Source organism: uncultured Clostridium sp., from assembly GCF_963527835.1.
Classification (GTDB): Bacteria; Bacillota; Clostridia; order Clostridiales; family Clostridiaceae; genus Clostridium.
Genome location: NZ_CAURTC010000003.1, coordinates 1 through 19,234, shown reverse-complemented (window position 1 = coordinate 19,234; position 19,234 = coordinate 1). Strand labels below are relative to the sequence as shown.

General features: G+C 28.6%; 18 protein-coding genes and 1 pseudogene. 4 read left to right on the top strand and 15 right to left on the bottom strand.

Going from position 1 to position 19,234, the window contains the following annotated elements; all coding sequences use genetic code 11:
- Positions 1 to 21: 21 nt before the first annotated feature.
- The 12 genes and pseudogenes from RYM86_RS02510 to RYM86_RS02455 form a co-directional block, all read right to left on the bottom strand.
- A complete protein-coding gene (locus RYM86_RS02510; protein WP_315077487.1) occupies positions 22 to 129 on the bottom strand; it encodes a MetS family NSS transporter small subunit in 108 nt (35 codons plus the stop codon).
- Positions 130 to 1,635 carry a sodium-dependent transporter gene (locus RYM86_RS02505; protein WP_315077485.1) on the bottom strand — a complete coding sequence of 502 codons (1,506 nt, stop codon included), beginning with the start codon at positions 1,633 to 1,635 and terminating at the stop codon, positions 130 to 132.
- Positions 1,636 to 2,361: 726 nt separating this feature from the next.
- Positions 2,362 to 3,210 carry an AraC family transcriptional regulator gene (locus RYM86_RS02500; RefSeq protein WP_315077483.1) on the bottom strand — a complete coding sequence of 283 codons (849 nt, stop codon included), beginning with the start codon at positions 3,208 to 3,210 and terminating at the stop codon, positions 2,362 to 2,364.
- Positions 3,211 to 3,293: 83 nt separating this feature from the next.
- The gene (locus RYM86_RS02495) at positions 3,294 to 4,547 is read right to left on the bottom strand and encodes a HAMP domain-containing sensor histidine kinase (RefSeq protein WP_315077481.1); all 1,254 of its coding nucleotides are present in this window, start codon (positions 4,545 to 4,547) and stop codon (positions 3,294 to 3,296) included.
- Positions 4,540 to 4,926 (bottom strand): annotated as a pseudogene (locus RYM86_RS02490) (winged helix-turn-helix domain-containing protein); the annotation flags it as partial. The pseudogene RYM86_RS02490 and the gene RYM86_RS02495, both read right to left, overlap by 8 nt.
- 722 nt (positions 4,927 to 5,648) lie before the next feature.
- Positions 5,649 to 6,212: a hypothetical protein gene (locus tag RYM86_RS02485; RefSeq protein WP_315077478.1), complete on the bottom strand. Its 564-nt coding sequence runs from the start codon at positions 6,210 to 6,212 to the stop codon at positions 5,649 to 5,651.
- 178 nt (positions 6,213 to 6,390) lie between these two features.
- Complete coding sequence (locus RYM86_RS02480) at positions 6,391 to 7,356, bottom strand: polyprenyl synthetase family protein (protein WP_315077477.1); 966 nt, start codon at positions 7,354 to 7,356, stop codon at positions 6,391 to 6,393.
- Between the two features lie 4 nt (positions 7,357 to 7,360).
- Positions 7,361 to 7,891, bottom strand: a complete 531-nt coding sequence (locus tag RYM86_RS02475; protein WP_315077476.1) for a Gx transporter family protein — start codon at positions 7,889 to 7,891, stop codon at positions 7,361 to 7,363.
- 10 nt (positions 7,892 to 7,901) lie between these two features.
- On the bottom strand, positions 7,902 to 8,282 hold the full coding sequence (locus tag RYM86_RS02470) for a NusG domain II-containing protein (protein ID WP_315077473.1): 381 nt from the start codon (positions 8,280 to 8,282) through the stop codon (positions 7,902 to 7,904).
- Between the two features lie 26 nt (positions 8,283 to 8,308).
- Positions 8,309 to 10,201 (bottom strand): FAD-dependent oxidoreductase, encoded by a 1,893-nt coding sequence (locus RYM86_RS02465; RefSeq protein WP_315077470.1) that lies wholly within the window; start codon positions 10,199 to 10,201, stop codon positions 8,309 to 8,311.
- Positions 10,202 to 10,487: 286 nt separating this feature from the next.
- Positions 10,488 to 11,426: a 1,4-dihydroxy-2-naphthoate polyprenyltransferase gene (locus RYM86_RS02460; RefSeq protein ID WP_315077468.1), complete on the bottom strand. Its 939-nt coding sequence runs from the start codon at positions 11,424 to 11,426 to the stop codon at positions 10,488 to 10,490.
- A 63-nt stretch (positions 11,427 to 11,489) separates the two neighbouring features.
- Positions 11,490 to 12,536 carry an FAD:protein FMN transferase gene (locus tag RYM86_RS02455; protein ID WP_315077465.1) on the bottom strand — a complete coding sequence of 349 codons (1,047 nt, stop codon included), beginning with the start codon at positions 12,534 to 12,536 and terminating at the stop codon, positions 11,490 to 11,492.
- A 685-nt stretch (positions 12,537 to 13,221) separates the two neighbouring features.
- Here RYM86_RS02455 and RYM86_RS02450 point away from each other — a divergent pair.
- The 3 genes from RYM86_RS02450 to RYM86_RS02440 are packed head-to-tail and all read left to right on the top strand — an operon-like array spanning position 13,222 to position 14,358.
- On the top strand, positions 13,222 to 13,524 hold the full coding sequence (locus RYM86_RS02450; protein ID WP_315077463.1) for a transposase: 303 nt from the start codon (positions 13,222 to 13,224) through the stop codon (positions 13,522 to 13,524).
- 37 nt (positions 13,525 to 13,561) lie between these two features.
- The gene (locus tag RYM86_RS02445; RefSeq protein ID WP_315077460.1) at positions 13,562 to 13,879 is read left to right on the top strand and encodes a helix-turn-helix domain-containing protein; all 318 of its coding nucleotides are present in this window, start codon (positions 13,562 to 13,564) and stop codon (positions 13,877 to 13,879) included.
- A 44-nt stretch (positions 13,880 to 13,923) separates the two neighbouring features.
- Positions 13,924 to 14,358: an IS3 family transposase gene (locus RYM86_RS02440; protein WP_315077458.1), complete on the top strand. Its 435-nt coding sequence runs from the start codon at positions 13,924 to 13,926 to the stop codon at positions 14,356 to 14,358.
- 171 nt (positions 14,359 to 14,529) lie between these two features.
- Here the strand turns inward: RYM86_RS02440 and fliB are convergent, their stop codons facing one another.
- On the bottom strand, positions 14,530 to 15,741 hold the full coding sequence (gene fliB / locus RYM86_RS02435; protein ID WP_315077455.1) for a flagellin lysine-N-methylase: 1,212 nt from the start codon (positions 15,739 to 15,741) through the stop codon (positions 14,530 to 14,532).
- Between the two features lie 341 nt (positions 15,742 to 16,082).
- Between fliB and RYM86_RS02430 the strand changes: the two genes are divergently transcribed.
- Positions 16,083 to 17,087 (top strand): Gfo/Idh/MocA family oxidoreductase, encoded by a 1,005-nt coding sequence (locus RYM86_RS02430; RefSeq protein ID WP_315077453.1) that lies wholly within the window; start codon positions 16,083 to 16,085, stop codon positions 17,085 to 17,087.
- A 421-nt stretch (positions 17,088 to 17,508) separates the two neighbouring features.
- Here the strand turns inward: RYM86_RS02430 and RYM86_RS02425 are convergent, their stop codons facing one another.
- The gene (locus RYM86_RS02425) at positions 17,509 to 18,108 is read right to left on the bottom strand and encodes a nitroreductase family protein (protein WP_315077451.1); all 600 of its coding nucleotides are present in this window, start codon (positions 18,106 to 18,108) and stop codon (positions 17,509 to 17,511) included.
- Between the two features lie 142 nt (positions 18,109 to 18,250).
- The gene (locus RYM86_RS02420) at positions 18,251 to 18,952 is read right to left on the bottom strand and encodes a pirin family protein (protein ID WP_315077449.1); all 702 of its coding nucleotides are present in this window, start codon (positions 18,950 to 18,952) and stop codon (positions 18,251 to 18,253) included.
- Positions 18,953 to 19,234: the final 282 nt, after the last annotated feature.

Genomic DNA, 19,234 nt, shown 5'->3' with positions numbered 1-19,234 from the left:
AATAAACTTCATATTATTCATTTAATTTATCGTATTTTCATTTTTTCTAGTTATTAGTACGGTGATTACTAATCCTCCCCAAAGTATTGTTGCTCCTAATATTAAAAATAGTATAGCTTCACTTGTCACTTAGATTTCCTCCTTACTAACTATATTTTCAAATTCACTTTTCCACGGCTTATTACTTATTAGTATTCCGCCTATAATTCCTATTCCTATAATTAACCATCCATATAATAATAATGATATTGAATCATAGCCTCCATAAGGAGATATTATTTCTGTTATAATACTTTTAATTAATGTGAAAGATAATAATGCTGGTGTAACATATTTTATAATTACATCCCACCAAATTCCTATCTTAAAATAAGATATAGAATTTGTATAATCTCTTATAATCTTAGGTTTAACTATCCATCCAATCACAACAGATTCTAATAATCCAACTGTTACTATTCCATAATTATTTATAAAATTATCCATGATATCTAATAGATATAAACCACAATTTGTTGCAAAAACTGTACTTATTGAAAATCCAATTACACACATAATAGTAATAACTTTTTTACGTTTCCATTGAAATTTATCAATTATGGCTGCTGCTATTGCTTCAACCAATGAAACTGATGAGGTAATTCCCGCAAATACTAAACATATAAAGAATAAAATTCCTAAGATATTTCCCCATATTCCCATAAGTGAAAATACTTTAGGAAATGCTATAAACGCTAGTCCAATTCCACTTGTTACCACGTCTTCAATTCCTACACCTTGGCTTGTTGCCATTACTCCAAGAATTGAAAATACTCCAATAGAACATAAAAATTCAAATCCACAATTTGCAAATGCAGTCATAAATGCACTGTTATTTATATCCGTTTTTTTAGGAAGATAACTTGAATATGTCATCATAATTCCTGTAGCTATACTTAAAGAGAAAAATACTTGCCCATATGCTGAAATCCAAATTTGAGGATCTTTTATTTTATCCCAATCTGGTGTAAATAATTTATTTAATCCAACAACAGCTCCATCTAATGTAATACCTCTTATAACTATTATTATCATTATTATTAATAAACACGGTAATAATATCTTGCTTGACTTTTCAATTCCTAATTTTACTCCCTTATAACATATATACCAGTTTATTATCCAAACTAATGCTATTCCTATTAATACACTCCAAATTATCCCCCCTAATTCTAAAGGAGACTCAGATAACTTTAAAAAATAATTGTAAAAATATGAATTTGAATCCTCACCCCAACCCTTTCTAAAACTAAGGGCTACATATTTAATAGCCCAACTTAATACCATTGAATAGTAACATAATATAATTGATGAGCTAATTATTGGCCACCATCCTATCCATTCAAATCTTTTATTAACTCTTGATAACGAAAGTGGTGTAGAGCCTCTAAATTTATGACCCATTCCATACTCTAATATTAAAAGAGGAATTCCTGCAGTAAATATAGCAAAGAAATAAGGTATTAAAAATGCGCCTCCCCCACTTGAATATACTACATATGGAAATCTCCATATATTCCCTAAACCTACTGCTGAACCAATTGCAGCAAGTATAAAACCTAGCTTAGATCCCCATTGTTCTCGATTTTCTTTCATGTATAAATCCCCCTAAGTTAATTTTAAATATTTATAAAATAAAAAAGCCCATAGTATTTATAGAGCTTTTTAACCTAGGATATAAAAAAGCCCCATATTAATCTATGAGGCTATTTTTCTATAGAATATAAATTAGCCGTCATAGATACAGTTACCTAAAGTAGCAATTGTATCTATGACAGTAAAAATATAAATTTATCAAATCATAAACACAATTGCTAAAGTAAGTTGGCTAATAATAAGAGTACTCTATTAAATTGTAATTCCATAACTTGTGATTTTTTTATTTTCATAATATTTCCTCCCTTTCGTAATTTTTAATCATATTAACATTATATTTTGCTTTTTGTCAATATTGTTATTAAGAATAACTCCAATAAATACTCTAATTAAATAATAAATCCTTAAAAAATAAGTATTTATTGTTATATTTTTTTACAAATTAACTATATTTATTTATAAAATTAATTAGATATTAAATTTATTAAATATCTTAAAAGTTCAAAATATGTTCTATAAGAAAATACTTCTTGAAGGATTTCTACCAGTTGAATTTAATAGTGCAATAGTTGCTTTCAGATGGTGGGAAGAAAGAATATATGAATATACATACTGCCATTGCTAAAATAAAGTTTTTTTATTAACCTATAAATATTGAAAACATTAAAATCCACAACATTTCTGTCGTGGATTTGTTAGTAGAGATGAAGCTTTAACTCTCTTCGTTTACTTCTTAATAGGAATCCAAACCTCACATTTATAATCTGAAGAATATATATCACCTTCTGGATAAACTTCAATCTCTGGTGCGCAATCATGCTGATATCCTGTAGATGGCAACCACTCTGTAAATATCCTTCTAGTAAGATCTTGTATAGCATCAGGCATTGCTCCAACTGCTTCAAATATAGCCCAAGTTGCTGCAGGTATTGTTGCTGAAATATATTCATTTGGAATAGTGCCTTTGATTTCCTCAACTCCTATCATATAATTAAATTCGTCTTTTTTGAAATCCTTACATATGCCTAGGACACCAAGCTTGCCTGCTTTTGAGGAAATCCATTCATATGAACCATCTTTCATACACTTATTCCAAAATTCAGGTACTTGTTCAAAATTTTCTCCATCAACCATAGTTATTCTTGTTTGTTTACCAACTACTCTAAAACTCTCTTTCTCAACAATCTTATAATTCATATCTTTATCTCCTTTTATTGAAATGTGAAAGGATAGTTTTGGATATGCCTTAAGATTTGCTCCTGGCTCACGTGCAGCTGATGGACTCATTCCATGCATTCTTCGAAAAGCTTTTGTAAATGCTTCTGGTGTTTCATATCCATACTTATAAGCCACATTAATAATCTTTTCACCAGATATAATGTCTTGTGCAGCCATTGTAAGTCTTCTTCTGCGTACATATTCAGCTATTGTAACACCGGTTATCATATGGTACATACGCTGAAAGTGAAATGTTGATGATAATGCAATCTTAGCTACCTTTTCAATATCAAGCTTTTCAGTAATATTAGCTTCCATGTATTCCACTGCTTTGTTCATCGAATCAAGCCAATCCATAAACTCACTCCTTACTATTTCTATATTAAAGGTTTTATACTTATTTATCCTGTCTTTAAATGCTATCAGATGATAGATATATTCTACTGCACTTCAGACAAAAAAACAGTTATTCTTGTACCTATTTCTTTCCTACTTAAAACGCTAAAATATCCTTTATGATTATCAATAATCCACTTAGCAATAGAAAGCCCTAGTCCTGTACCACCATTTTTTCTAACTCTTGCAGTATCAGCTCTAAAAAAACGTTCAAATATGTGTAATATATCTTTTTCATCTATCCCTATTCCATTATCTTGAATAGAAAAATACGACTCATTTTTATCATTTTTTCCTATTCTTAATATTATATCTTCACCTTTATCTGTATACTTTGCTGCATTTTCTATTAATATTCTAGCTGTTTGTTTAAGTAAAGCTATATCCCCATAAACATTTATATTTTCTGAATCCATATATCTATATATATGATCTTTATCTATCATCTTAGATTCTTCTAAAACCTCTTTCATCACATCATTAAGTGAAAATTCTATAACCTTAAGTTGAGTTTTACCATTAATACCTCTAGCTAAAAATAATAACTGCTCTATTAAGTTTTTCATATTTTCTGATTCACTTTTTATAGCTGCAATAGATTCTTCTAATACTTCCTCATCATCTTTCCCCCAACGATCCAACATATTAGCATAACCCTGAATTACAGATATAGGAGTTCTAAGCTCATGTGATGCATCTGAAACAAATCTTGCTTGCTGCCTATAAGAATCTCTCATTCTATCTAATAAGTTATTAATTGCTTCCTCAAGACCTTGAAGATCACTATCTCCAATATGAATTCTTTCATCAGATGTAACAGGACTAATCTTAGATATAGCAGCCTCAAGACTTTGAAATTTTTGTTCATCAAAAGCTATATCGCTAAGCCTACTTGTAGCTTCTGCTATTTCATTAAGTGGTTTTAAAATTCTTCTATTTTTTGTAGTACCAAATATCATTTGATTTAATAGCATTATTCCTTCTATAATTCCAATAGCGCCAATTACTCTTATAAGAAGATTAAGAAAAGTGCTAGCTTCTCTTATCATAACTTTTCCATTATCAAAAACAACTTTATAACTTGCTATTTCTATAGGATAAAACTCAAAGGACCTTTGAGCATTTTTTACAAACTCACCATAAAAGCTTAGTTCACTTTCAATACACCAAACTCCAATAAATCCAGCAATTATGCATATATCAATGATAAGAAACTTTAAAAATAAATCTCTTACAAAAATAGAATTTAGTTTTATTGCAATAGATGTAACATTTTTTGTTTTATTTTTTCTACTCATCTTTAATTACATATCCTACACCACGAACTGTAGTTATTATTTTTACCTTAAAAACATCGTCTATTTTTGTTCTTAAAAATCTTATATAGACATCTATAACATTCGTTTCTCCAATATAATCATAACCACATACCTTTTCCATAAGTGTGTTTCTAGTTAAGACTATATTCTTGTTTTCCATTAATATTTGTAACAAATTAAACTCTCTATTGGTAAGTTCTATCTCTGTGCTATCATACATTACTTTATGTCTGATTTTATCTAATGACAATAAACCACATCTTATTATGCCTTCATCCTTTTTTGCTGTAACCATTCTCTTTTTAAGTGCTGTTCTTATCCTTGCAAGTAATTCTTCTATTGCTTCTTCACGAGTTACATTAGCCTTTGCAATTATAATTTCAATCATTTCATTTCTTTCCATTTGATTTACCTCCATGTATTTGTTAATCATTCATCTGGTTATATAATACTTTTAGAAGATTAATCTAAAATATAAGAAAGATTAAAATTAGATTAAAATTTAATATTTAGTAAAGGATATATTTTAATCTGACCTACGGACAGTTATTTATGAAATTTAGATAAAACCATAATAATTCATTAAATTATTTATTATGGTTTAAAACTCATTTTTAATACAATTTTATTGCATAACTGAATTAATTTGTAAACGAATAGCTTAAACTATTCAAGTGTATTATGTTAATGGAATTTTTAAACATTAACTTTATCTTTACTGCAAGAAATTCCTAATGTTATTATCCAACAATAAGTTATTGAAATACAGAAATAAAGCATACTATTGCTACCCTAAACAAAAAATTCCGTACTTATGGTTCATTCTGAATAATTTAAATTTATGCAAAAAAGCAAAATCCCTGACATCTCTATCAAGGATTTAAATGGTGGAGGCGAAGCACGACCTTTAAAATCCACCTCTTTATATCTTATTAAATTTCGTTCAACTAATCAGAGATTTTATTTAAATGTATTATATCTTGTAAAGTATTTGTTTAAGTTCTTTTTCTGTTATATACCCGCCATTAACTGTTTTCTTATTTAAAACCCAACTAAGATTTAAAGTTAAATAATATAAAATTATTTCTTTACTTCTTGTTTTCCACTTACAGAAGATGTATCATCCATTTTAAATCCAGCCTTAGCTGCGTCGTCTTTAAAATAGATATTTCCTTCAACTTTAGTATCAACTAACTGGAAGTCGTTAGTTTCAACATATATATCACCTTTAAAAGTTCCATATTGAATACTAGCTACTGGACTCTTAATAGTTAATTTTGGTGCTGTTAAAGTAAATTTATCTGTTACTTTACGACTTTCATCTTGAGTATAAAGAGCTATCTTTCTTTGTATAAGTTCTTTACCTGCATCATCCTTTTTACCATTCTTGAATTCACCTTCTAATACTAGATCCTTGTCGAATGTCAAGTCCTTTGTAATAGCAATAATCCATTTTCCATCCTTGCTTATTGCCTTAGTGAACACATCTGGATCACTTGTTACTGATGCTGATGTTACCGCATCAGCTTCTGCTGTTTCTGCTGGTGCTTTTGTTGGTACATTTGGCGAAGAGTCTTTGGAACCACATCCAACCAATAATGCAGCAACCATAACTGCTGATAATAATAATGCTTTAATCCTCATGAGAAGTCCCCCCCTATTTTTTTATAATTTATTATAATATAATTGATAAAAAATAATACCATGATATTATAATTTATAATTATAATTACAAACAATAACTATTTTTAATATATTTGAAAAATTTCTATTTAATGTTGAATTCGCTTTTATTTTATTTTTATTTAATTTTATTCTTTATTTAATAAAATCTTACTAATAATTTTTCTGTTATATTTAATAAGATATTTTTGTTTTCACTGTTTGGTAAAGTATTAATTAAATTAAAAGCTCTATTAGTATATTTTTCAGCTAATACTCTAGACTTTTCAATCCCCCTAAGCTCTTTTACGATATCAGCAATGCTCTTAAGATCATTTTCGTCAAAGGATTCTTTATCAAGAATGGAGGATAAATTAAGATTTTTCTTCTCAAGAGCATATATTAGCGGCAAAGTATAAATACCTTGTTTTATGTCATTACCTATAGACTTCCCAATTATTATTTCATCCCCTGTATAATCTAAGATGTCATCTATTATTTGAAAAGCCATACCTATATTATGTCCGATATTGGAAAGTTTTCTGCATAGTTTATTATCACATCCACTTGCCGTAGCACCACTATAGAAACTTAAGGCGAAAAGCTCTGCAGTCTTTGCAGATATTCTTTTTAAATATTTTCTTACGGATACTTGTTTGTTGTACTTAGAGGAGAATTGTTCTATTTCCCCCATGCATATTTTAGACATAACATTTGAGTCTACGTTAATATTTTTTAAAGTAGAATGTTCAGATAAAATTTTAAAGCACCTGCAGAATAAAAAATCTCCTATGTATACAGCATAATCTTTCCCATACTTAGCCTGAATAGTTTCAGCTCCTCTTCTAAGTTTAGATTCATCTACTATATCATCATGAACCAAAGTAGCCATATGAATCATCTCAAGCACAACTGCTAGGGAATAAATCTCTTCCTCCTTAAACTCACCAAATCTTGCAGCAATAGTCAAAAATGCTGGTCTAAGAAGCTTACCACCTGAATTTATGAGTTCTAAAATTGCATTTTCAACAACCTTTTCTTTACACTTAATATTTTTCTTCATTATTTTAATAACTTCTTCTAAGTCATTTTTTACAATTGGATATTCATTCCAAAATTTATCCATGCAATCACCCTTTATCGTCAAATAGTTTAGTAGTTGTGTTTATCTTATTTAAATGGTTTAAAATATATCTCGAAGTTAAACCAACAAAAAAACCTGTACCTATACCTGATACTGTTAAAATCGGAAGATATAAACTCATATTTACATTTTGAACTACTAATGCAGCTATAATAATTTGACCTATATTATGAAACACTGCACCGGCAGTACTAACGCCTATTAAACTTACCTTATCTTTGCCCATTCTCTTTATTAATACCATTATAATAAAGCTAAATAATGCCCCAGCAATGCTATATAATAGACTAGATATGCTTCCACCAAGCATAGATGAAAGCAGCAACCTAACTATAATAACTAAGAGAGTTTCTATTTCACCAAATAAATATAGTGATACAACAGTCACAATATTAGCTAACCCAAGTTTTGCTCCTGGAGTTATAAATGGCACTGGTATCATAGATTCAATTATATGAAGCACCAGTGCTTGTGACACAAGCAAAGATAAGAATACCATCTTTCTCGTTTTTGTCATTTAATTCACCTTAAAAGGATACTTCATCCGTCTCCTGTTTTCCTTCACCTATTATTCTTACAACTAACTTATGGGGTAAACATATTAAGGATTCTCCAGGTTTGCTGATAGCATGAGCCTTCACACATATTTTGTCAGGGCAGTCTGCATCAATGATTTTTACCTGTTCATTATTTATTTCAATAACATTTTCCCCTAGTTCATTATCAATAGTAAGGGATGTCTTTCCTGAATCTTCATTTAGAGGAAGTTTTTTATATAACTTCCCCTGTGAATACACCTCTACATATGAACTGTTGTATTTATTACTATTTGTAATAAACATAACTCCTTCAGGAATCAATGATATTATAATTAATGCAGCTATTATGATTACATCCCATTTTTTCATTATTCCCCCTTTTTCGTCACCTATTTTTAAAGGTTAGATGATGTCCCATTCCTATATAATGGTTTTTGTTTACCAAGCCAAAAATTTCCTAAATGTTTGCCAAGCCAAGGCATTACAAAGTAATCAAGTCCAAAAGATTTTCCAGCACCAGCCATAAGAGCTATTGCACCAAAGAAGTACCAAAGTATGTCATATCCAGCCATTGCTGATAAAACAAAGTTTACAACTAGGAATGCTGAGGCTGCACTTGCAAGCCAAGTAAATAATCCAGCAAGAAGGCATAGACCTATACCTATTTCTGTACATACAACTATTCTTTGGAACCAAACAGCAACTTCAGGGTTTGGTATTAAAACCTTCATAATTGACTGAAAGAATCCTGGCATACTGCTTAATATAGGTGAAGGTAATGCATTAGATACATTAGTAGTAGTTGCCTCTACAGAAGCACTAGCTGTACCATCTGCAGCAACATGTAACCATTCAAAAGGCATTTTAACATTTCCATTTAAAAGCCAGCTATCTGCTCCGATTCCGGAAGTTATTTTATGAAGTCCTGAAGCTTTTGTCCAAGTTTCTTCACCAATTAACTTTTTCGCTCCTTCTAGTACCCACATTGAACCAATGTATAATCTTAAAGGAATTAGCCATATTGATGGAGATTTAGCAGATAAATGTCCTCCTAGTATAGAACGTCTTTCCTTAATATCAAAAAATTCATGGAATAAGTATCTAAAAATTAAATAAAATCCACCAACACCAAATAAATAGTGTAAATTCACCAAATGTTTCATTGCTGTAGCTAAAAATCCTGTAAGTTTAATTCCACCAACATCGGCAACCGCATAATGGCTACCGATTGAAACCATAAAACCATGATAGTTTGATTTAAACGCTTTTTTATCAGTTTTCTCAATATCCGCTATAATATTATGTGCTGCGGTTTTAGCAGTTTGAAGTGCAGCTTCAACTATTTGAGGTAATCCCTTAGATTTTCCTTCTTCTAGGAAAGCTGCATCGCCCACAACATAAACATTTTCTTTATCAAGTGATTGCATAAATTCATTAGTATTTATTCTTTCTCTATTTGTTAAGGATAACCCAAAACTTTTAGAGAAGGAATTTCCCTGTACTCCACAAGTCCAAATCAATGTTCTTGTTGAGATTTTTCTTCCATCCTTAAGACTTACTTCATTTGGTGTGACTTGTGTAATAGCAGAATTTTTTAATATCTCAACCTTATGTTTAATCATATATCTTTCTGCTTTTAATGCCATTTTATCATCTAAAATATTAAGAATATTTCCTAATGCTTCTACAACCATTAATTTAACATCGTTTGGGTCTACATTATATTCTCTACAAAGTTTCTTCTTCCACTCTATGAACTCTCCAACCATCTCTATGCCTGTAAATCCGGCACCTGCAACGGCGAAAGTAAGCATAGCTTGTCTTTTTTGTTCATTTCTTTCTCTGCTGGCAAGCTTAAACATATTTTCAATGTGATGTCTTATTTTAATTGCATTATCTAGGGACCAAAGAGAAAATCCATGTTCCTGAACCCCTAGTACTCCAAAATATGCTGTTTCACTTCCTGTACCTAATATTAAATAATCATATTTATACTCACCGAATTCTGTAGCTAAAACTTGATTGTTAACATCTACATTTTTTACTTCCTCAGTGATAATATTTACTTTAGACCTGTAAAATATCTTTCTTAAATCAACTTGTACTGAATCAGGCTCTACTCTTCCACCGGCTACTTCATGTAGTTCAGTCATTAGTGTATGAATTGGATTCCTATCAATTAGGGTAATTTCTATATCTTTGTTTTTTTTATATTTTTTACTTAAAATTTTTGCAGCATGTACACCACCATAACCTGCGCCTAAAATGACAATATTCTTCTTTGACACCACTTTAATCACCCCGTATTATTTATTTTATTACTCATTAAAACTCTAATATCATCATATCTTTTAAGTCATTTCTATAAAAATGTCTATAAAACAGAATTTATCTGAGTTTATATTGTACGAATAACTTACGTAATCTAAATAATTCGTAGCATTATCTTTTTCATTTTACTAGTCTTTAAAATAAAATATTTTCTATATTATTACTTATAATGAAAAAACATCCAATTATATATTACCACAAAATCTAGTCTTATTCACGTAATTTTAAAGCAATATTTAAAAATTAATGTGATGTCATAACCAAAATTACTATTATAATCACTTGCGAGGCATTCATCACCACAAAATTCTTTACAGATAGGACAAAATTTTCACTTTTAATTGGTCTATCTTCAAATAGCTTAATATTTTTATTTACTATAATAAACGTTAAAAGTATAAGCAATGAGGCTAATGGAAGCATTTTTAATGCTACAAGCACTACTATATCTGCATAACCAATATAATATAATAATTTAAAAAGATTTAAAGCCATTGGCTTTCCTATATAATATGGCAAAGTAAATCTATTGTTTTGAATATCCTCTTCTAAATCGCAAATATTATTAGCAAGCATTATGTTTGCTATCCCTGTTGTAGAAGGGATGGAAACTAAAAAAATAGAAAGAATTTCTAATACATTAATACCAACATTTAGAATATTATTTTGATATGTAAAAGATATTATATTAGTGTCATAAATGTGAATGTATACTGACAAAAATATAAGTAAAAAACCCTCAAAAAATCCAGAAAATAATTCTCCGAGTGGCATTCTTGAAATTGGAATAGGACCAAAGGTATAAAATATCCCTACAATGAAAGAAATAATCCCTAGAAATAAAACTACTATATTAGTATTAAAAGTCAGCATAATTCCAGCTATAGTTGCAATTGTTAGTAATGTAAAAATTATAAGTAGCACTTTTGATTGATTTACTCCATATTTAGCAATTAAATTATTATTTGCTAGATTATCTTTTTCTTTTGTATTATCAATATAATTGTTTATTGCCGTAGTAGCCATGTCAAGAGCAATTAATGAAATAAACATTATTATAAAATTGCTTAAATTAAAGCTCTTATATCTATATATAGCGTAGACTGATCCTAAAGAAAATGGGATAAAACTTGCCAGTTTGGTTCTTATTTCCACCAATTGAAAAAATTTATTTATTGACAAATTATCACTCCTTCCATTAAATTATGATTTCCAAAATTTTAAAAAGACTGATTAGTATCGAATTTAATTTGCCATGATAAATTCAGGACTTAAATCTTCCATTTTAGTGCCCCACTTTGAAGATTTATAAATATTAAAATCTGTAGTTACAGCCATGCATGAGATACCTTCAAGACTATCAATAATTTTAAGCCCCTTGTCCACCCCACTTACAAAAGTAATCTTTGTAAGAATATCTGCAATCATATTGCAATCATCTATACTGCTGTCAACAAGTATTGTATCACTCATAACCCCTGCATCTGCTGGGTATCCAGTAGATGGATCCAATATGTGATGATAGCGTTTATCATCCTTTATAAAGAATCTTTGATAATCTCCAGATGTAGAAAGTGCACCTTGATTCAGATTAATTATACCAATATTACCTTCATTTTTTTCTTTTCTTGGATTTTGAATCGCAATTGACCATAAGGTTTTATCAGGTTTTTCTCCAAGTGTATATATAGAGCTCCCACCAAGATTTATAATGGCGCTCGCAACTCCATATTTTTTTAAAACTTTTATAATCTCATCTGCTGTGAAGCCCTTAGCAACTCCTCCAAGATCTATAGACATACCTGCTTTCATAAGCTTAATACTACTATCAGCCTCATTAATGCTGATATTATTATAACCTACAAGAGCTACTTTCTCATTGATTTCAGAATTTGTTGGGATTCTCTCATCAGCTGTACCAATTCCCCACAGTTTTATAAGCGGGCTTACTGTTATATCGAAAGCTCCATTACTTATCTTAGAGTATTCTAATGAAGTTTTTATAATCTTAATGATCTCTGAATGTACCTTTACGTATTCTTTCCCTGCAGCTTCGTTGATCTTACTAACATCGCTGGTGTTAATTGAGCTACTTGCCATCTTTTCAATTTCATCTACTCTATTAAAGGCTACATCTATTGCTTTGCTAGCATTAGGACCATAAGCAGTTAAATGCATAATAGTATCCATTTTAGTAGCATATTTATCAACTTTTTCATCTTTTTTTGAACAGGAAACCATTGATATGATTAAAAGTATGCTCACTCCAATAGCTAATAACTTTTTTATCATCTACTGTCCTCCTAAACATATATTGGTGTTAATATTTCTACCGAAATTAGTACTATATTAACAATTACAACTAAAATCATACTAATAGAAAATGCTTTATTATGTAATTCTAATAAAAATTTATCTTACTTTGATTATATAATATTTTACCATATTAATTAAATTATTCCAACAATTTAATTTATTAGTATTATATTCATATTCTTGCATTTCCATTTTATCACTTAAATAAATTACTTAATAAATAATATAGTTAAAATCCACCACTATTCTATAGTACTTAAGAAATTTAAAGATGAAAATCTCATTGTTCTTGCTATCATAAGAGGAGGAAAAGTGACAGCTTATATTAATGTCAATTTTTATATTAGCATTAATATATTTTCCATTGTCTGTGGTGCCGAAGGCCTATTTCTTCTACTTAAATTCATTCATCACTTTGAAATTTCTGTAAATACTTATTAAGAATATTCTCTTGATGAAATACCAATTCCCATCCTAAAGAATATTCAATTAAGTGAAACTTGATTCAGGTTGGGTTTGTTATTTTTTGATTGTGCCTTATGTGAAACGATTCTCTAAATCACAGCAAACTAAAAAGACCCACAAAAATCCAAATTTGATATGCTTCCTTTATAGTAGACAGTTAAAATAATAAAACTGTTTCTATAAAGGGGTATTTTTTATGTCAAGAAAAACCAAATGTTCTCTTGATGAGAAATTAAAAGGAATTAAGAAATATCTATCAGGAGAAAAATCGGTCGTAGAGATATGTGATGAACTTTCAATTAATGGATCTACATTTTACGACTGGGTAAAAATATATAATGATCTTAGAGAATTAAATTTAATAATTTCTACAAAAAATAAATGTTATTCTGACTCACTTAAACTTAAGGCAGTTGAAGATTATCTTGCCAGGGAAGGTTCTTTAAGAAGTATATGTAACATATATGGAATTTCAGGATTAAGAAGTATAATGGTCTAATATAGAAGAATCTCGTAAAAGGCAAGGAGATAGGATTATGGCTAATGGGCGAAAAACTACTTATGAGGAAAGAATTAAAATTGTTGCATTCTGCATTGCGAATAATGATGATTATCAGGAAACTGCAGATAAATTCAAGGTTTCTTACCAACAGGTTTATGCATGGGTAAGGAAATATGAAAATAATGTATATGAGGCATTACTAGACCGTCGCGGTAAGCGAAAAGAAGCTACTAATATTAGTGAATCTGAAAAATTATCTATGCAATTAAAACTTATTGAAGCAGAAAATAAACGTTTAAAAATGGAGAATGATTTCTTAAAAAAATTAGAGCAAATAGAAAGAAGGCGATAAATGCAAGAATAAGGCAAGACAATAAATATATAACTATAAAAGAATTGCATAAAGAAAATTGCTATCCGATAGCGGAGTTATGCGTTTTAGCTAATATTGCACGTTCTTCTTACTATAAATGGTTTAACCATAAGGATACTGAATTAGATAAAGCTATAGATGATAATCTCGACGCAAGGCCACTATTTCATAGTGATCGCAGTTTTCAATATACAAATAAAATATTTAAGAATAAACTAGATAAAATTAATGCAATTCAAAGTATGTCTAGAGCTGGTCGTTGCATAGATAATGGTCCGATGGAAGGATTTTGGGGTACACTTAAATCTGAAATGTATTACCTAAGAAAATTCGATACATATGAAGAGCTTGAACAAGCTATTGATGAATATATAGATTTTTATAATACAAAAGGATTACAGAAAAAGTTAAAAAGTATGACTCCAATAGAATATCGAAGTCATACTTTAGTAGCATAATTTTTTATTATTTATCCTGTCTACTTGACAGGGGGTAGTTCAAATTAAGATTTTCGTGGTTTTCATGGTGGAGGCGATACGTAACCTTTGAAATCCACCATTATAACTTATTTATAGTTACTTAATAGCAATATAATCTGTTAATCTTTATTGTAATCTACTTATTTAAAATTACAAAATCATTTTTGCAAATTCCATATTATCAAAGCTATTTTCTTTAATATATTCTAAAATCTCGCTTCTATAGTTCTTATCGTGCTCTACTGCTTTTACAAATACTTGAATAAACTCTACCATATCTTCTACAGAATCTTTTCCATTATATATGTATTTCCCAACTAGATAAAATCTCATTAATGAATATCTAAATAAAAGCATAATATATCCTTCAAACATAAAATCGCTTTCTGAAAAAGGGAATAAATTATTATATATAAAATTAACCATATAATTTTCGAATATGTGGCTGTTAATTTCTATATACTTTTCTGTATATTTTTCAAATGCATTTATATATTCCTCTCTATTTTCAATTACACCCTCATTATCTTTAATATTATATCCCTGTAAAAGTTCTTTAGTGTACTTTTTAAATTTATTACTATCAGTTTCATTTACTATATCTAAAGAATCAACTACATTCTTCAAAAATGAAACCTGAAGTGCATAATTCATACGCTCTCTTTTGCAAAACTTAGATTCAGTTTCTATATCATATTTACTTATAAATTCTTTTATTTTATCACTTTCTATATCTTCTAGCTCATTTAAAAAATCACCTAGAACATATAATCTAGAACTCAAATTTAAATTTCTATTTTGCATTATTTTTATTGAAAAGTCTCGTATCTCTTTGAAATACTCTATAGGTGTATCTTTGAATTCAGATGATGTAGTATCAAGTACACCTGCCATAGTGTACTTGCCTAAACGCTTTTCACTTTCCTTAAATTCTATTTTCTCTTTACTTCCAAGAATAATTCTTGCTGCCTCTGGACATGCTGCATCAAGACATATTTCATAATAATCATCTACTTTATTTAGTACTCTAGGAAATTGAGTACAAACACTAGAAAGATAATCTTCACCAAATTTTCCTTGAATCAAACAATAATTCTCATCATCTAGAAACGGGCATCTTTTCCTTTTATTTAATTTAATTCTTCCATAATCTAAATCTTCATTAGTACAATATTTATTGTTATGAACATTTTTTTGGAACATCTTCTTCATCGTTTCATCTTTAACTTTATGATATTTTTTAAATGTTTCTTTATCAATATCTATATCCCATCCAATGCAACAGTTATCTTCACATTTTCCTCCAATACACTGAAACTTATCTATATATGATGGATATATCATTTTAACACTTTTTTTCATATTTATCTTCCTTACATTTTAATATTTTATCTAAGGCTAATTATATCATCAACATCAAATATAATGATAAATATTTATGCTTTAATACTTACTATAAATTCTTATATAGTTGAAAATAATTTATCTTATCATTGTCTTTGATATTATATCCTTTTAAAAATTTTTTAGTGTAACTTTTAAATTTATCTTTATGATGTTAATATAAAATAGTAAACACAATAAAACAAACTAAATAAAGTAATATTTAGTTGAGAAAGTTTGTGACCATTATGAAAAAATAAAAGATACCACCATTGCTAAACTTGAAAAATCTATTTCTTATTAGTTTTAGGAGGATAACGATGAAAAAAATTATTAATTTAGGTGTAATAGGTAGTGGATTTATAGCTGAAAGTTTTTTAGATGCTGCCTCTAATTTTAAAAATTTAAACTTTCACACATTTTATTCAAGAAATGAGGATACAGCTAAAAGATTTAAAAATAAATATAATTTTTATAAAGCATCTACTTCATTAAATGAAATGTCAAAAGATAAAGAATTAGATGCTGTGTATATAGCTTCACCAAACGCACTTCACCACGATCAAGCTATACTTTTTCTTGAAAATAAAAAGCATGTTTTATGTGAGAAGGCATTTGCATCAAATTATGCTCAAGCTTTAAATATTATAGATACATCTAAAAAAAATAATGTAGTAATAATGGAAGCTATGAGACTTACTTGTCTTCCAAACTTTATAAATGTTAAAAATAACCTTCATAAGATCGGTAAAATTAGGAGGTATTTTGCAAGTTACTGCCAATATTCATCTAGATATGATAAATTTAAAGAAGGCATTATAATGAATGCTTTTAAAAAAGAATTATCAAATGGATCTCTTATGGATATAGGGATATATTGTTTATCACCCATGATAAATTTATTTGGAAAACCCCACGATATAAAATGTAATACATTATTTTTAAGTAATGGTGTTGATGGGCAAGGAAGTGCAATACTTGATTATGGTGATATGGATGCAGTAATACTTTACTCTAAGATAGCAAACTCTAATATACTATCAGAGATACAAGGTGAAAAAGGAAGTATTATAATTGACAAAATAAATACATTCAAAAATGTAAAATTAGTATACAATGACGGAACTATCGAAAGTTTAAGTGAAAATCAATATGATAATGATATGTATTATGAAATTGAGGAATTTATTAAATTAATTAATTCTAGTGATGTTAAAGCTACTTATTCATGTCTTAATACTTTAGATAATACACTTGATACTATTAGTACTATAGATTCAATAAGAAATAAGCTGGATATAGTTTTTCCTGCAGATAATATATAATCTATTGTAGTAAATAATATCTAAAATTCTTTTTAACTTTACATTTACCTTAATCTAAATCTTTCTTATTATTGTAATAAAATTACTATTATAAAATAAATTAAATTGGATAAAGAAAAATATAGAGCTATTACACCTGGAAATGGTAGATATTCTAATGAATTATTAAGACTTAAAGAAGAATTTTATAATAAGTTTATGTCTATAAAATAAAAAACTGTACAAATAAATGTACAGTTTTTTCTATGGTGGAGGCGAAGCACGACCTTTAAAATCCACTATACTGTGAAAAAGTAGATTTACCTCCTAATTCATATATTCCTTTCTATGCCTTGCTCTAATTCTTTTATTATCCCATAAAAAAAGTCCTATTTTATATTATCTTCAATTATATTAATCTTAGTATTTATTTAAGAACAGTTTACTTAAATACCTTGACACGTTCGTCTAACGGTTGGTACTCCTTTTCCTTTGGCTCTGCTGTTGGTTTTCCAAATGGCATTTGTCCAATAAGCTTCCAGTTATCAGGTATGTTCCATTCTTTCTTTACATCATTTTCAATAAGTTCATTATAATGTTGTAATGATGCTCCAAATCCTTCTGTTTCTAATGCAGTCCAAATAACAAATTGATGCATTCCATTTGTTTGTTGAGCCCAAATTGGGAAATTATCTTTATAAAGAGTAAATTTTTGTTGCAGATCTTCTACTATACTATTATCGTCATAGAACAATACTGTCCCATATCCATTTTTAAATGAATTTATTTTATCTTCAGTAGTACTAAATTGATCAACTGGTATAACTTTTCTCAAAGCTTCTTTTGTAATATCCCATAATTTATCATGATGAGTTCCTAATACTAACACTACTCTTGTACTTTGTGAATTAAATGCTGATGGAGTATGTTTCACAGCATGGTCTACAATCTCTTTAATTCTATCATCTGAAACCACGGCCTCCTTGCTAATTCCATAAAATGAACGTCTATCTGCCACAGCAGTAAAAAAATCTTTTGACATTAATCATTCCTCCTAATTTATATATGTTCTATTAAAGATACTACATATATTTGTTAACCGTATGATAAATTAACTGTAGAATATTAATTAGAACTTATATAAAATATTATTTTTAATATAATTAATATATACATATTTAATATTAGTATTCTTTTTTCATTTCTAAAATTAAAATATGGGACGTTTCTTTTCCTTGGATTAAAATATCTTCCTCAATTATTTTCATTCCATCTCTATCATTTAACTCAATATCATTTATTATAGAAGTGCCCTCTATCTGAACTAGATATACCTGTCTTCCTTCATTAACCGTGAAATTAATCTCTTTTTCTTTTCCAAGTTCTAAAGAATAAACATTCATATCTTGATTTATTTTTATTGGTGCATTTCCATCTTTTCTTGAAACCATATGAAGCCATTTGTTTTGTCTATCAGTCCAATTAAACCTATAGTCTCCATAGTCAGGATTATATCCTTGTTTATCTGGCAAAATCCATATCTGTAACAATCTTAATGTATCTTCTCTAAAGTTAAATTCACTATGATACACTCCGGTTCCCGCACTCATGTATTGAACATGACCACGAGTTATTGTGTTTTTATTACCCATGCTATCTTCATGTGTAAGTTCACCATTAATTACATATGTTATTATTTCCATATCTTTATGAGGGTGAGTATCAAATCCAGTGTCAGGTTTAATTAAATCATCATTTATAACTCTTAAAGCTCCAAATCTCATATTATATGGATTGTAATATTCTGCAAAGGAAAAATGGAATTTAGTTCTTAGCCATCCAAGATTACTATTACCCATATCGTCACTTTTTATCTTACTTAACATTCTATATCCCTCCTCCTGATTATTATTTAGAATTTTAACTTAAAACATTGCTGAACCCTTCTATAATAACTTTACTATCTTACAAAAATTTATTTTAGTATTTTATTCAAGTTAGTTACATTTAGTAACTAACTTGAATTGATTATCACACATTTATTATAATTAGTCAAGACCTTTTTTATAATAAATATTCAGATATGCTTTTAAACTTTTATTTTTATTTATACAAAATCGAGTAGGAGCTAAATAATTATTTTATTTAGCGTCCTCTCACACCACCGT